This window comes from Arthrobacter sp. P1_B9 (genome assembly GCF_056406495.1).
On record NZ_JBFUAA010000001.1, the window covers coordinates 442,423 to 456,128 of the forward strand.

At 66.0% G+C, this 13,706-nt stretch carries 13 protein-coding genes and 1 other RNA gene; 8 read left to right on the forward strand and 6 right to left on the reverse strand.

Annotated elements, in window-relative coordinates; all coding sequences use genetic code 11:
- Nucleotides 1-11: 11 nt before the first annotated feature.
- Together AC1D1A_RS01875 and AC1D1A_RS01880 are read left to right on the forward strand one after the other, a co-directional pair.
- Nucleotides 12-782, forward strand: coding sequence for an SDR family oxidoreductase (locus AC1D1A_RS01875; RefSeq protein WP_079554757.1), 771 nt, complete (start codon nt 12-14; stop codon nt 780-782).
- Nucleotides 782-1,846, forward strand: coding sequence for an L-idonate 5-dehydrogenase (locus tag AC1D1A_RS01880; protein WP_476856939.1), 1,065 nt, complete (start codon nt 782-784; stop codon nt 1,844-1,846). The genes AC1D1A_RS01875 and AC1D1A_RS01880 overlap by 1 nt, the downstream gene beginning before the upstream one ends.
- Nucleotides 1,847-1,884: 38 nt before the next feature.
- On the opposite strand, the gene AC1D1A_RS01885 is transcribed toward AC1D1A_RS01880, so the two are convergent.
- Entirely contained in the window at nt 1,885-2,613 is a 729-nt protein-coding gene (locus AC1D1A_RS01885) for a FadR/GntR family transcriptional regulator (RefSeq protein WP_028277812.1), read from the reverse strand.
- A gap of 276 nt (nt 2,614-2,889) precedes the next feature.
- Here AC1D1A_RS01885 and gndA point away from each other — a divergent pair, with 276 nt between their 5' ends.
- Nucleotides 2,890-4,326: an NADP-dependent phosphogluconate dehydrogenase gene (gene gndA, locus AC1D1A_RS01890; RefSeq protein ID WP_018773415.1), complete on the forward strand. Its 1,437-nt coding sequence runs from the start codon at nt 2,890-2,892 to the stop codon at nt 4,324-4,326.
- A 115-nt stretch (nt 4,327-4,441) separates the two neighbouring features.
- Nucleotides 4,442-5,284, forward strand: coding sequence for an oxidoreductase (locus tag AC1D1A_RS01895; RefSeq protein ID WP_476947016.1), 843 nt, complete (start codon nt 4,442-4,444; stop codon nt 5,282-5,284).
- A gap of 47 nt (nt 5,285-5,331) precedes the next feature.
- Here the strand turns inward: AC1D1A_RS01895 and epsC are convergent, their stop codons facing one another.
- From epsC to msrA, 3 genes are all read right to left on the reverse strand, one after another.
- Nucleotides 5,332-5,916, reverse strand: a complete 585-nt coding sequence (epsC, locus tag AC1D1A_RS01900; RefSeq protein ID WP_018773413.1) for a serine O-acetyltransferase EpsC — start codon at nt 5,914-5,916, stop codon at nt 5,332-5,334.
- 34 nt (nt 5,917-5,950) lie between these two features.
- Nucleotides 5,951-6,886: a cysteine synthase A gene (gene cysK, locus AC1D1A_RS01905; protein ID WP_459385078.1), complete on the reverse strand. Its 936-nt coding sequence runs from the start codon at nt 6,884-6,886 to the stop codon at nt 5,951-5,953.
- A 65-nt stretch (nt 6,887-6,951) separates the two neighbouring features.
- On the reverse strand, nt 6,952-7,476 hold the full coding sequence (gene msrA, locus AC1D1A_RS01910; protein WP_476848984.1) for a peptide-methionine (S)-S-oxide reductase MsrA: 525 nt from the start codon (nt 7,474-7,476) through the stop codon (nt 6,952-6,954).
- A gap of 99 nt (nt 7,477-7,575) precedes the next feature.
- On the opposite strand from msrA, the gene AC1D1A_RS01915 reads away from it, so the two are divergent.
- Together AC1D1A_RS01915 and AC1D1A_RS01920 are read left to right on the forward strand one after the other, a co-directional pair.
- Nucleotides 7,576-8,499, forward strand: a complete 924-nt coding sequence (locus AC1D1A_RS01915) for a Nif3-like dinuclear metal center hexameric protein (RefSeq protein WP_476858298.1) — start codon at nt 7,576-7,578, stop codon at nt 8,497-8,499.
- Between the two features lie 123 nt (nt 8,500-8,622).
- The gene (locus AC1D1A_RS01920; protein ID WP_243177190.1) at nt 8,623-9,360 is read left to right on the forward strand and encodes a zinc ribbon domain-containing protein; all 738 of its coding nucleotides are present in this window, start codon (nt 8,623-8,625) and stop codon (nt 9,358-9,360) included.
- A gap of 15 nt (nt 9,361-9,375) precedes the next feature.
- Here the strand turns inward: AC1D1A_RS01920 and AC1D1A_RS01925 are convergent, their stop codons facing one another.
- Together AC1D1A_RS01925 and AC1D1A_RS01930 are read right to left on the reverse strand one after the other, a co-directional pair.
- Nucleotides 9,376-10,140: a YaaA family protein gene (locus AC1D1A_RS01925; protein WP_230008953.1), complete on the reverse strand. Its 765-nt coding sequence runs from the start codon at nt 10,138-10,140 to the stop codon at nt 9,376-9,378.
- 61 nt (nt 10,141-10,201) lie between these two features.
- The gene (locus AC1D1A_RS01930; RefSeq protein ID WP_476947017.1) at nt 10,202-11,053 is read right to left on the reverse strand and encodes a slipin family protein; all 852 of its coding nucleotides are present in this window, start codon (nt 11,051-11,053) and stop codon (nt 10,202-10,204) included.
- A 112-nt stretch (nt 11,054-11,165) separates the two neighbouring features.
- On the opposite strand from AC1D1A_RS01930, the gene rnpB reads away from it, so the two are divergent.
- Both rnpB and AC1D1A_RS01940 read left to right on the forward strand, forming a co-directional pair.
- Nucleotides 11,166-11,559: RNase P RNA component class A (rnpB, locus tag AC1D1A_RS01935), an RNA gene on the forward strand.
- Between the two features lie 877 nt (nt 11,560-12,436).
- A complete protein-coding gene (locus AC1D1A_RS01940) occupies nt 12,437-13,399 on the forward strand; it encodes a glycosyltransferase (RefSeq protein WP_476947018.1) in 963 nt (320 codons plus the stop codon).
- Nucleotides 13,400-13,706 lie beyond the last annotated feature (307 nt).

Consider the following 13,706-nt stretch of genomic DNA (forward strand, 5'->3'; position numbering starts at 1 on the left):
ATCAGTGAACCATGAGTGGACTTTTTGACCTGACCGGGCGTGTGGCCCTCGTGACCGGTTCGAGCCGGGGGATCGGCAACGCCCTGGCCCGGGCCCTGGCCGACGCCGGCGCCACCGTGGTGCTCAACGGCATCAACCCCGAGCGGCTCAAGGCCGCCGAGGCCGCGATGGCCGCGGACTACGCGCCGGGCCGGGTGCACAGCTGCGCCTTCGACGTCACCAGCGACACCGGGGCCGCCCGGGGCATCGCCTGGGTGGAGGAGAACGTCGGCCCGCTGGACATCCTGGTCAACAACGCCGGCATCCAGCACCGGGTGCCGATGCTCGAGCTCGACGTGGCCGACTGGGAACGGGTGATCTCCACGGACCTGACCAGCGCGTTCCTGGTGGGGCGGGAAGCGGCCCGGCACATGATCCCTCGGGGCCGGGGCAAGATCATCAACATCTGCTCGGTCCAGACCGACCTCGCCCGGCCCACCATCGCGCCCTACATCGCGGCGAAGGGCGGCCTGCGGAACCTGACCCGGGCCATGACCGCGGAATGGGCCGCCTCGGGCCTGCAGATCAACGGGATCGCGCCGGGCTACATCCACACCGAGATGACCCAAAACCTCGTCGACGATGAGCAGTTCAACGCCTGGATCCTGGGCCGGACCCCCGCGCACCGCTGGGGGACCGTGCAGGACCTGGCCGGACCCGCAGTGTGGCTGGCCTCCGACGGGTCCGACTTCGTCAACGGCCAGACCATCTTCATCGACGGCGGAATGACGGTGGTGGTCTGATGGGCGGCGTGGCAGCACTTCCGGCCACGGCCGCGGCGGTGGTGGCCCACGCCGCGGGCGACCTGCGGATCGAGGACATCCCCGTGCCCGCGCCGGCCCCCGGTGAAGCCGTCATCGACGTGGCCTTCGGCGGCATCTGCGGCTCCGACCTGCACTACTGGCTGCACGGCGCCGCGGGCGAATCCGTCCTCAAGGCTCCCATGGTCCTGGGCCACGAGATTGTAGGGACCGTGATCCGCGCCGCCGCTGACGGCTCCGGGCCGGGGCCCGGCACGGCCGTCGCGGTGCATCCCGCAACGCCGGGCCCGGGCGGCGCCCGGTACCCGGCGGAGCGTCCGAATCTGTCGCCGGGCTGCACGTATCTGGGCAGCGCCGCACGGTTTCCGCACGCGGACGGAGCGTTCAGCCGGTATGTGAACCTGCCGGCCCGGATGCTCCGGCCGCTGCCGGCGGGGCTGGACCTGCGGACCGCGGCACTGGCGGAACCGGCCAGCGTCGCCTGGCACGCCGTGTCGCGCGCCGGCGACGTGGCGGGAAAGACGGCGCTGGTGATCGGCAGCGGTCCCATCGGTGCCCTGGCCGTGGCCGTGCTCAAACGTGCCGGCGCCGGCCGGATCGTGGCCGTGGACATGCACAAGCTGCCGCTGGAGATAGCCCGTGCCGTGGGGGCCGACGCGGTCCTCAAGGGGGACGACGCCGGGGCGATCGCCGCGGTTGAGGCGGACGTCGTCATCGAGTCCTCGGGCAGCCACCAGGGCCTGGCCTCGGCGATCACCGGCGCGGTCCGTGGCGGCAGGGTGGTGATGGTGGGGCTGCTGCCATCCGGCCCGCAGCCGGTCCTGATCTCCCTGGCCATTACGCGCGAGTTGGAGCTGGTGGGCTCCTTCCGCTTCAATGACGAAATCGATGAGGTCATAGCGGCGCTCGCCGACGGCTCTCTGCGGGTGGACCCCGTGGTGACCCACACCTTTGGCCTGGACCGCGGACTGGAAGCGTTCGAGGTCGCCAGGAACGCGGCTGTTTCGGGGAAGGTGCTGCTGGACTTCAGGCGGGCCCCTGCGTGAGGAGCTCCGCCGTCGGGCCCGGGACGGCCAGTGGCGGGTTAGTGGCGCTCGACCGGGACAAACACCCGCGGCTGGTTCTTCCAGCTCGGCTCCATCTCCGAGATGGTCTCGCGCATGATCCGGTTCGAGGCCTCGCGGGCGGCGGCGGCATCCCCGGCGGCGATGGCCTCGGCGACCTCCACGTGCCAGCGCAGCGCCGTCTCGCGCGGGTGGTCCGGCATCAGGCCGTGGATGGTGCGGCCGGTCAGCGTCTCGGTCACCTGGCCCACCATGTTGGCGAACATCTCGTTTCCCGAGCCGGTCAGCAGCAGGGAATGAAACAGGATGTCCAGCTCGAGGAACCGGGGCACGTCCCCGGCCTGCCCGGCGTCGCGCATGGCGTGCGAGATCTCCACGAGTTCGCGGCGGAGCTCCTCGGGGGCGTTGGCCGCGGCCAGCTCGGCGGCCACCGGCTCGACGGCGGTGCGGAGTTCGGCCAGGGAGCGCAGCTGGGCGCCGCGGCCTTCGCCGGCCAGCCGCCAGCGGATCACGAGCGGGTCGAAGGGGTTCCACCGGTTCGAGGGCAGCACCCGGATGCCGACGCGTTTGATGGTCTCCACCAGGCCCAGGGACTGGAGGACCCGGACCGCCTCCCGGACCACCGAGCGGGAGACCTTGAGTTCGTCCTCAAGGTGCTCGGCAAGCATGACGTGCCCGGCCGGAAGCTCGCCGGCCACGATCCGGGTCCCGAGGTGCTCAATGGCACGGTGGTGGAGGCTGGTTGACATAGTCGTAAGCATAATGCGGTGGGCCCGGTCCGGGCCGACCGGAGGGGCGGACGCCGGTGATCATAGACTGTTTATGACGCGCAGCATTCCGCTCCGTGGGCGCGGCTTTCCCGCGGCCCGCGGAAATACATATGGTTTAAGGACAGCCACAATCCTCAAGAGTGGGTTCCGCCCTCCGCGGCGCAACCTGCCGAGTCCTAGATGAACGTCTGAGACGAATCGCCGTACACGTGGTCTACAGAAATCATCGTGTACAAAAATGAATTGGAGTTTTTGATGTCAGCACACATCGGTGTTACCGGCCTCGCGGTGATGGGGGCCAACCTCGCACGCAACCTGGCCCGGAACGGCTTCACCGTTGCCCTGCACAACCGGTCCGTGGAAAAGACAGACACCCTGCTAGCCAAGTATGGCGATGAGGGCGACTTCGTCCGCACCGAGACCCTCCAGGAACTCGTTGATTCGCTGGAGAAGCCGCGCCGTGTGCTGATCATGGTCAAGGCCGGCAAGCCGGTCGACTCCGTGATCGAGCAGCTCGAGCCGCTGCTGGAAGCGGGCGACATCATCATCGACGCCGGCAACTCGCACTACGAGGACACCCGCCGCCGCGAGGCTGCGCTGGCCAAGAAGGACCTGCACTTCGTCGGCATCGGTGTCTCCGGTGGCGAGGAGGGTGCCCTCAACGGCCCCTCAATCATGCCGGGCGGTTCCAAGGAGTCCTACGACGCCTTGGGCCCGCTGCTGGAAAAGATCGCCGCGCACGTCGACGGCCAGCCCTGCTGCGCCTGGATCGGCACCGACGGCGCCGGCCACTTCGTCAAGATGGTCCACAACGGCATCGAATACGCCGACATGCAGGTCATCGGCGAGGCCTTCGACCTCCTGCGCTCCGGCGCCGGGATCGAACCGGCCGAGCAGGCCAAGATCTTCGAAGAGTGGAACAAGGGCGACCTCGCCTCCTTCCTGATCGAAATCTCCGCCGAGGTCCTCGGCCACGTCGATGCGAAGACCGGCAAGCCGTTCGTCGACGTCGTGGTGGATGCCGCCGGCCAGAAGGGCACCGGCCGCTGGACGGTCATCTCCGCCCTTGAGCTCGGCTCCCCGACTTCGGGCATCGCCGAGTCCGTCTTCGCCCGGGCACTGTCCTCCCAGGCCGAGCAGCGCGTGCTGGCACAGGAGCTGCTGGCCGGCGGCGAGGCCGCCGTCGAGGTCCCCGAGAGCTTCGTCGAGGACGTCCGCCAGGCGCTCTACGCCTCCAAGCTGGTCTCCTACGCCCAGGGACTGGACATGCTCACCTCCGCGGCCAAGGAATACGGCTGGGACCTGAAGCTGGATGAAATCGCCTCGCTGTGGCGCGGCGGCTGCATCATCCGTGCGGAACTGCTCAAGGAGATCACCAAGGCCTACGCCGCCGCGGAGAAGCCGGCCAACCTGCTCTTCGCCCCGGCGTTCACCAAGGCGATCGCCGAAGTCCTCCCGGCCTGGCGCCGGGTGGTGTCCACCGCGGTGCAGCTCGGCATCCCGGTGCCGGTGTTCTCCTCCTCGCTGGCCTACTACGACGGCCTGCGCCGCAAGCGCCTGCCGGCCGCCGTCATCCAGGGCCAGCGTGACCTCTTCGGGGCGCACACCTACGGCCGCGTCGATGCCGAGGGCACGTTCCACACCCTCTGGGGCGAGGACAAGTCCGAGATCGAGGCAGTCGACACCCACTGACCCACCCCGTTCCGACGCGACGGCCGGTACTTTCCAGATACGCTGGGAGGCGCCGGCCGTCCGTGATTCCGCACCGCTCCGACCCCAGGAGTTCAGCGCCCAAGGAGTTCAACTCATGCCCCAGCCCGTAGCGTTTGTCACCGGAGCCTCCACCGGCATCGGCTTCGAAACCGCGAAAAAGCTTGCCTCGGCCGGCTTCACCGTCTATGCCGGGGCCCGCCGGGTGGAGCTGATGGAGCCGCTGAAGGCATCCGGGGTCAAGGTGGTGGCACTGGACGTGACCGATGAGGCCTCGATGAGCGCCGCCGTCGGGGACGTGCTGGCCGCGCACGGCCGGATCGACGTCCTGGTCAACAACGCCGGCTACGGGACGTACGGTTCGCTCGAGGAGGTCGAGCTGGCTGAGGGCCGGCGGCAGTTCGACGTGAACGTCTTCGGTCTGGCGCGCATGACGCAGCTCGTGATCCCCGCCATGCGGGCCGCCGGTGCGGGCAGGATTATCAACATCTCATCGATCGGCGGCAAGATGTACGAGCCGTTGGGCGCCTGGTACCACGCGACCAAGTTCGCCGTGGAGGGCCTGAGCGATTCGCTGCGGCTCGAGCTCAAGCCGCACGGTATTGATGTGGCCGTCATCGAGCCGGCCGGGACGCAGTCCGAGTGGGGCGCCATTGCGGCGCAGGGGCTGCTGGCCAGCTCCGGAAACGGTCCATATGCGGCCCAGGCCAAGGTGGTGGCGGCGGCGCTGGGCACCACGGACAACCCCGCAACGTCGTCGCGGCCCGAGCTCGCGGCCGAGGCGATCCTGCACGCAGCGACCGCCCGGCGGCCCAGGACCCGCTACCCGGTGGGTGCCAGCGCCCGCGGGATCCTGCTGCTGCGCCACCTGCTGCCGGACCGGGCGTTCGACGCCGTCCTGTGGAACATCTACAAGCGGTTCCCGGGTAGGGCTGCCTAGATACCGGTTCAGCCGGGAGCCGGTCGGGAGCTGGTCCAGAGCCCGGTCTAGATCCGGTATTCGATCAGGTACTCGGCCGGGTCGACGGCGGGCTTGGTCTCCCGCTGCGCGTCGCGGTGCCGCCAGGTGGCCGGCACGCCGGTGACGATTGATTCGGCCGGAGCGTCCTTGACCACCACGGCGTTGGCGCCGACGGCGCTGTCCCGGCCGATGGTGATGGGGCCCAGGATCTTGGCGCCCGCGCCGATCACCACACGGTCCTCGATGGTGGGGTGGCGTTTGATCTTGGCGAGCGAGCGGCCGCCGAGGGTCACGCCGTGGTAGATCATGACGTCCTCGCCGATCTCGGCCGTCTCGCCGATGACCACCCCCATGCCGTGGTCGATGAAGAAGCGCCGGCCGATGGTCGCGCCGGGGTGGATCTCGATGCCGGTCAGGAACCGGGCGAGCTGGGAGATCAGCCGCGCCGGGAACCGCAGCGCCGGGTTTTGCCACAGCCGGTGCGTCAGGCGGTGGAACCAGATCGCGTGCAGGCCGGAATAGGCGAAGAAGTTCTCAAAAGAACCTCGAGCCGCCGGGTCGTGGGACCGGGCGGCGTCGAGGTCTTCCTTCAGTCTTGCGAAGAAGCTCACAAAGACCTTTCTGGGCAATCGTGGGTCAGCGGACTTAGCCGCGGATGTCGTCGTACAGCACGGTGGAGATGTAGCGCTCACCAAAGTCGCAAACCACAGCAACAATGAGTTTACCGGCGTTCTCCGGGCGCTTGGCGAGCTCCAGGGCCGCCCAGACGATGGCGCCGGAGGAGATGCCGCCCAGGATGCCTTCCTTGATGCCGAGTTCGCGCGCCACCCGGACGGAATCTTCCAGCGTGGCGTCGATGACCTCGTCATAGACGTTGGTGTCCAGGATGTCGGGGACGAAGTTCGCGCCGAGGCCCTGGATCTTGTGCGGGCCCGGGGCGCCGCCGTTGAGGATGGCGGAGTCCTTCGGCTCGACGGCCACGATCTGGACCTCCGGCTTGCGTTCCTTCAGGACCTGTCCGACGCCGGTGACGGTGCCGCCGGTGCCGACGCCGGCGACGAAGATGTCCACCTTGCCGTTGGTGTCGGCCCAGACTTCCTCGGCCGTCGTGCGGCGGTGGATCTCCGGGTTGGCCTCATTGGCGAACTGCTGGGCCCAGATGGAGTTCTCCGTGTTGGCCACGATCTCCTGGGCTTTCTCCACGGCGCCGCGCATCCCCTCGGAACCGGGGGTCAGGACAATCTCGGCGCCGTACGCGCGCAGCATGACCCGGCGCTCGGTGGACATGGTTTCCGGCATGGTCAGGATGACCTTGTAACCGCGGGCCGCGCCCACCATGGCCAGCGCGATTCCGGTGTTGCCGGACGTGCCTTCGACGATGGTGCCGCCGGGCTTGAGTGCACCGGACTTCTCGGCGGCGTCAACAATCGCGACGCCGATCCGGTCCTTGACGCTGTTGGCCGGGTTGTAGAACTCCAGCTTGACGGCCACGGTGGCGTCAAGGCCTTCGGTCAGCCGGTTCAGACGGACCAGCGGAGTTCCGCCTACCAGCTGGGTTACATCGTCATAGATCGGTGCCATGTATGTATGCCTGTCTTTGAAGAGGGTTGACTGAGGTCAGCCTAACGAGCGCCTACAGGCCCTAGCTAAGCATTAAGCCATGCAGAGTAATATTTCCTCGCCTTGGCCAGCTTGGGGTTAATGATGACCTGGCAGTAGCCCTGCTCCGGGTATTTGGCGAAGTAGTCCTGGTGGATTTCCTCGGCCACATGGAACTGGGGCAGCCGGCTGACCTCGGTGACGATCGGGTGCCGCCACAGGGCCTGGTTCCGCTCGATCGCCTCCTCGAACAGGATCTTTTCCTCGGTGGTCTCGTAGAACATCGAGGAACGGTACTGGGTTCCGACGTCGTAGCCCTGCCGGTTCAGCGTCGTGGGGTCGTGGAGGGCGAAGAACATGTCCAGGATGACCTCGGCGGGAATGACGTCCTCGTCGAACGTCACTGCCACCACCTCGGCGTGGCCTGTGGTCCCGGAACACACAGAGTAGTAGTCGGGGCTGCGGTCATGGCCTCCGGTGTAGCCCGACACGACCGAGCTGACGCCCTTGGTTTTCTGGTAGACGGCGTCGAGGCACCAGAAGCAGCCTCCGCCGAGGACAAAAGTTCTCATGATCTCTTCAATGGTTCGAGGGCCTCGATGATTCCCCACCCACCTTACGAGAGTGTTACGAGTGACCGGGCCGCCCGCGGATAGGGTAAAAATGGGGGTATGGAACCTGTGAACACCGATGTTTCAGCGGAATCCGACCGCCCTGCTGCCGCCGTCGACGCCGGTACCGGCACCGGGGAGGACACCGGCGCCGCGACGCTGGGCCTGATCCAGCTGGCGGTGGAGGAGCTCTGGCCCGAATCCCTGGCCGAGGACTGGGACGAGGTGGGTCTGGTGGCCGGCCACCCGAACGCCGAGGTGCACCGGGTCATGTTCGCGGTCGATCCGACAATTGACGTGATCGAGGAAGCGATCGACTTCGGTGCCGAGCTGCTCATCACGCACCATCCGCTGCTGCTCAAGGGCGTGACGTCCGTGGCCGCGAATACGGCCAAGGGCAAGGCCGTGCACCGCCTCATCGAGTCCGGGACCGCGCTGCTGACCGTGCACACCAACGGTGACTCCGCCGTCGGGGGCGTTTCCGACGTCCTGGCCGACGCGCTGGGCCTGCAGAACGTGGCCCCGCTGACGCCGGCCGCGAACGGGCTCCCCGAGGAAGGCATCGGCCGCGTCGGTGACCTCGACGAGGTCCTGACGCTGGGTGATTTCGCGGCCCGCGTGTACGGCATCCTGCCCTCGGTGGCCGGCGGCGTGCGTGTCTCGGGGGACCGGGACGGGCTGATCCGGCGGGTGGCTGTCTGCGGCGGCGCCGGCGATTCCCTCTTCGGTGAGGTGCGGGCGAGCAACGCGGACGTCTACGTCACGGCGGACCTGCGGCACCACCCGGCATCGGAAGCCCGGGAGGCGGCGGTCAATGACCGGCCGTACCTGATCGACGTTTCCCACTTCGCCAGCGAATGGCTGTGGCTGCCTGCGGCCGCCGAAGCGCTGGGCAATGTGCTCACCGACCAGGGCCACGATGTCGAGATCCGGGTCAGCACCACCAACAGCGACCCGTGGGACTTCATTCTGACTCCGGGCTAAGCCTGGCGTGCGAGGGGCCCCGGGTGAGCGTAGCGAGGCCGGGGGGTACGCTAGGCGCTAGAGTCTAAGGAGCGCCGAGACGGTGCCCGGCTTCGGCCGGATTGGATTTAGCGGAGGTAAATAGTGGCCAAGGCAGCACCGGCGGAACAGTTGAAGTTGCTCGAATTGCAGGGACTCGATGCCAAGCTCAAGTCCTTGTCCAACCGCCGGCGAAGCCTTGAAAGCGATTCCCGCATCACGGACCTGGAAGCCGCCCTCAGCGTGGCCAACGGTGAGCTCGGTGCCGCCAAGGTGGCCGTCCACGATGCTGAACTGGAGCTCAAACGCTCAGAGGCCGACGTCGAGCAGGTCGCCTCCCGGATCGAACGCGACGAGGCCAGGCTCAACAGCGGCACGGGGCTGTCCAAGGACCTCGTCGCCCTGCAGCGGGACCTCGTCTCCCTGAACAAGCGCCGCTCGGACCTCGAGGACGTGGAGCTCGAAGTCCTCGAACGGCTCGACTCGCTCCGCGCCCGCCAGGCGGCCCAGCAGCAGATTGTCGACGACATCCAGGGCTCCTTCGGCTCCATCCGTGCCGAGCTGGACGAGCAGCTGGCCGAGATCGCCGCCGAAGCCACGGTGGTGCGCGGGCAGCGTGCCGAGTTCGCCGCCGGACTCGACGCCGGAATGCTCGCCGTCTACGAGAAGACCCTGGCCAAGCGTGGCGTCGGCGCTGCCCGGCTCTTCCACGGCACCTCGGAAGGCTCCGGCATGCACCTGAGCCCGGGCGACCTGGCCGAGATCAAGGCCGCAGCCGAGGACGACATCGTGTTCTGCCCGGACTCCGGCTGCATCCTGGTGCGCTCGTCCGAGTGGGCCTAAGCACCCGCCTGCGCGTCAGTTCGGCAGGATGATGTTCAGGGTGTGCGGCTTCCGGGCCGTGCCCTCAACGAGTTCGGCAACCCACTTCTCCGCCGCCGCCTTCTGCAGCTGTGCGGGGGTTTGGGGCGCCTTGCCCCGGCGGCTGAGCAAATGCCGTGCCAGTTCGCCCCGGGTGTGCTTGGCAAAGTGGCTGACCACCTTGCGCACGCCGGCGGTCTCGGTGAAGACGTTCACGGCCACCGTCTGTTCCGGCGGGGGAGTCCAGGCCGCGGCGTAGGTGCTGGACCGGCAATCCACTAACAGCTCACCCGTAGTGGCCGCCGCCAGGGCGTCGTTCAGTTGCGGCTTCCAGAATGAGGCGAGCCGTCCGACGTCGGGCAGCGAAGTCCCCATCGACAGCCGGTAGGCGGGCACGCGGTCGGCGAAGCGGATGGCGCCCCACAGTGCGGAGACCACCAGCACCGATTCGTCGGCCTTCCTCCGCTGCGCCGGGGTCAGCGTGTTGTAGCCGAGGGCGTCAAAGAGCACCCCGGAATACACCTGGTGGGCCGGGGCGGCAGGTTCCGCGTGCAGCCGTGTATTGCGTTCGACGTCGGCGCTCAGTGAAGCGCCGACGCCCAGCAGCGCCAGCGCGTCCTCGTGGGCGCTGACGGTGCCGAGCGCCTCCAGGACCTTGGCGCGGGAGCTGTTGAGGGCGGGAAAGCTCAAGGCGCCCCAGTCGGCGGCGTCCCCGCGCACAGCGGGAGTCTTGCCCTCGGAGGGCGGCAACAGAATTAGCACCGTACGATCCTACCGGCGGCGCGTGCCGTGGGTTCCGCGATAATAGGTCTGGCGGGCGGGGCTACGCGGCCTTGATCGGTGGTGCCGGCGTCGTTGTCGGTGCCTCTGGCGCCGCCGTCGGCGTCATCGCCGTCTTGGCCACATGGTCCTCGCGTGCCAGGAAAGCGGCCAGTTCGGCGATGGTGCTCATCAGGGGCGCCGGGAAGACGACGGTTGAGTTCTTGTCCACCCCGATCTCCACAAGGGACTGAAGATTCCGTAACTGCAGGGCGACCGGGTGGGCCATCATCGTGTCAGATGCCGCGCCGAGCGCCACGGCGGCGATCGCCTCTCCTTCGGCCGAAATGATCTTGGCCCGCTTCTCCCGCTCGGCCTCCGCCTGCCGGGCCATCGCCCGCTTCATGCTCTCCGGGAGCTGGATGTCCTTGAGTTCGACGAGCGTCACTTCGACACCCCATTCCAGGGTCATCGCGTCCAGGATTATCCGAATGTCGCTGTTGATGCGCTCAGTCTCCGACAGCGTCTGGTCCAGGCTGTGGCGGCCGACCACTTTCCGCAGGGTGGTCTGGGCGATCTGGTTGATGGCCGCGGCCACGTCTTCGATCGCCACGACGGACTTCACGGAGTCGATCACCCGGTAGTACGCCACTGCCGAGATATCGACGCTGACGTTGTCCTGGGTGATGATGCCCTGTGACTGGATCGGCATTGTCACGATCCGCAGGCTCACCAGCTGAAGCCGGTCCACCACCGGGATGATGAACCGCAGGCCGGGCATCCGCACCGCGACCACCCGGCCCAGGCGGAACAGGACGCCCTGTTCGTACTGGCGCACAATCTTGATCGACATCTTGGCGAGAATAGCCACCAGGACGATGGCCAACAGCCAGATGATGATGGCGGTCCAGTTCATCGGGATCACTCTTTCTTGACTAGCAGGAACCCTGCTTAAATTCTCCCACCGGCAGCCCCGAAAGGCTGTGGTGCGGCTGCGCCGGCCGGGAGAACGTAGAATGAACAGCGGATGGGTTGACCAGGCGGCCGCGCGTCACGCAAGTGGCTCGAGGAACGTCCGGGCTCCGCAGAGCAGGGTGGTGGGTAACGCCCACTCGGGGTAACCCGCAGGCCAGTGCCACAGAGAACAGACCGCCTGCCTGCGGCGTGTGCTTGCACACGCCGCAGGGCAGGTAAGGGTGAAACGGTGGTGTAAGAGACCACCAGCTTCCCGGGTGACCGGGAAGGCTAGGTAAACCCCACCCGGAGCAAGGCCAGACAGGACACGTTTGAGGGCTGCTCGCCCGAGTGTTCGGGTAGGCCGCTGGAGGGCGTCGGCAACGGCGTCCGTAGATGGATGGCCGCTACTCCCGCGCCGGTAACAGCGCGGGAACACAGAACCCGGCGTATCGGTCAACCCATCCACCCAACAGGCTTTCCCCCGCGTGATTTCAGGGATTTTCGCCTGTTTTCCGTGACTCCAAGAGCCTCGGGATTAGCCCTGTTTCGCCATTTAAACCGCATTGTGGTGAGGTGTTTTGCCCATCGTGCTGCCGCCGGCGAGGCGGACACTGGCCGTGGCCTTCGGTCAGTTCCCGTATTCCCACGAGCGCATTTTCTCCGCAGAGTGCCTTCAGGGTCTGGTCGGAGGACTCAATGTTTTCACCATCGAGGGTGAACGATGCTGTGAGGCCCGCGTAGTCAGGCGATGACAGACCTTAGGGTCGCGTGCGGACCTTGCTCATCTGAAGATCAGCTGGCCCCTGCTGACGCGCCTACTCCACCGGTTCAAGAATGATTACTCCCTCTTCGACAGTCAGGTTCCTGTACCGGGCACCTGCAGCGACGCACTGTGCTCGTTGTTGGACCCCTTGAACTCGACACATACTTCGTCTGACTTCCTGGCGGCCGGCATCGCCGAAACTACTTCGACAACGGTGAAATCGTGACGTCCGAATCTTTCCGGGTCCATGCGGAAACCCCCACGCCCCGCGCCCGTTGAGCCTTCTTGGCGGCCAACGCACGCTTCATGACTCCCGTAGTTCCCGGAGCCCCAAACTGATCCCGCCCAGCCATGTGCCCTGCGTCGGGTTTCAGGTGCCCGTAAAACTGGCGGGCGTCTCGTGGTCCGCGGGCTAGAGTTTGCTCATGGCATTTTCAGTGTTCAATGAACAACACCAGACTTATAGGGCTGTGTGTCCGCTGTACGATTGGCGCGGCCGCGGCGAGGTGGAGGCGGGGCTCGCTGCCGGGGCGGTCTCCCCTGATGCCCAGTTCCACCCACGGGACGGGCTGACGATCAATGATTGATCCTCGCAGGATCGCCATCTATATCGCCGGTGACAGCAAGATCTTCTTCCCGGCGCTAGTCGCGTTCGACAGCATCCAAAAGCACAACCGGCATCTTCCATTCGACTACTACATGGTCTTCGAAGGTGAAGGGCTGACGCCGCAAATGAAGAGGAGCCTGCTCCAACGCGACATCAAGTTTATCGACACCGCCGAACTTGAAGAACACGGAACCGTCGACGACCTGCCCGTGATGGGGGAGAACCGCTGGCCAAAGCACGTCTTCTATAACTGGCTCGTGCCCCTCAAGCTCCACGCCGCCGACTACAAGTACGCGATTAAAGCCGATTATGACCTGCTTTGCGTCGGACCGTACGACCTCGACGACGTGCAGAACCCCGGCAACACCATCGCCGCACTCGAGTTTGAAGTCGATCTCCCCGCGGAAGGCGTCAAGGCAGAGCACCTACAAGACCTCGTCAATCCGAAGCGGGCCTCCTACTACAATGCAGGATTCGTGGCGATCAACCTTGACCGGTACATGGCGGCCGATACGTTCGGACAGTTCAAAACCGTATACGGGCAGATCCACACTGACGGGAATAAAGTCATTAACGCCGAGCAGGCCGCCCTCTCAATCGTCGCCGCCAGGGACTCGACACCGATAAAGCGACTCGACGCGTCGTACAATCAGCGCATCGTCTTCCCGCCCCGCATAGACGATGAGGGGCACCCGATAATTCGAAATATCCACTACCTGACGCGAAATAAGCCGTGGTTGCCACCGAACTTCAGCTACTTGGACCAGTATGTGAAGATCGGCCGCACCTCGGTCTACATGTACCGGAGTATCTGGCAGCGATACGCTGCCAGCGTCGAGGGCTTCAGTGACTTCGTCGATATCAAGCCAGATTCTGATCTCGACGCCATTGCGATCATGACGAAAGTTATCCAAGCGCACCTTAAGTCGCCATAGTAAAAGTTTGCATCCGCCTAATGAACTGCTCCCGAAAGTTGGCCTGAGACATCAGTCCTGATTCTCGGGAGCAGTTTTATGCATGAAAATTCGTTATCGGAGGAGCAACGCAACGCCGTAGCGTTATTTGATACCAACTGGGCGTTAAGGCCGTAGCGACAAGGCTGGGCGTGTGCACGAAAGCGATACGCCCCAGATCCGCCCTCATACGAGGCCAATGATGAGTTCGCGGAGTTAAAACGCTACTGACCAAGCCAACCAAGCGGCTGTTTTCGTTTGAGTTCAAGCTCACTTTTGTGCAGCGGTA

Excerpts from the sequence above, each read along its gene's own strand:
- AC1D1A_RS01875 (WP_079554757.1), top strand. The coding sequence starts at position 12 with ATGAGTGGACTTTTTGACCTGACCGGGCGTGTGGCCCTCGTGACCGGT.
- AC1D1A_RS01880 (WP_476856939.1), top strand. The coding sequence starts at position 782 with ATGGGCGGCGTGGCAGCACTTCCGGCCACGGCCGCGGCGGTGGTGGCC.
- AC1D1A_RS01885 (WP_028277812.1), bottom strand. The coding sequence starts at position 2,613 with ATGTCAACCAGCCTCCACCACCGTGCCATTGAGCACCTCGGGACCCGG.
- gndA (WP_018773415.1), top strand. The coding sequence starts at position 2,890 with ATGTCAGCACACATCGGTGTTACCGGCCTCGCGGTGATGGGGGCCAAC.
- AC1D1A_RS01895 (WP_476947016.1), top strand. The coding sequence starts at position 4,442 with ATGCCCCAGCCCGTAGCGTTTGTCACCGGAGCCTCCACCGGCATCGGC.
- cysK (WP_459385078.1), bottom strand. The coding sequence starts at position 6,886 with ATGGCACCGATCTATGACGATGTAACCCAGCTGGTAGGCGGAACTCCG.
- msrA (WP_476848984.1), bottom strand. The coding sequence starts at position 7,476 with ATGAGAACTTTTGTCCTCGGCGGAGGCTGCTTCTGGTGCCTCGACGCC.
- AC1D1A_RS01915 (WP_476858298.1), top strand. The coding sequence starts at position 7,576 with ATGGAACCTGTGAACACCGATGTTTCAGCGGAATCCGACCGCCCTGCT.
- AC1D1A_RS01930 (WP_476947017.1), bottom strand. The coding sequence starts at position 11,053 with ATGAACTGGACCGCCATCATCATCTGGCTGTTGGCCATCGTCCTGGTG.
- AC1D1A_RS01940 (WP_476947018.1), top strand. The coding sequence starts at position 12,437 with ATGATTGATCCTCGCAGGATCGCCATCTATATCGCCGGTGACAGCAAG.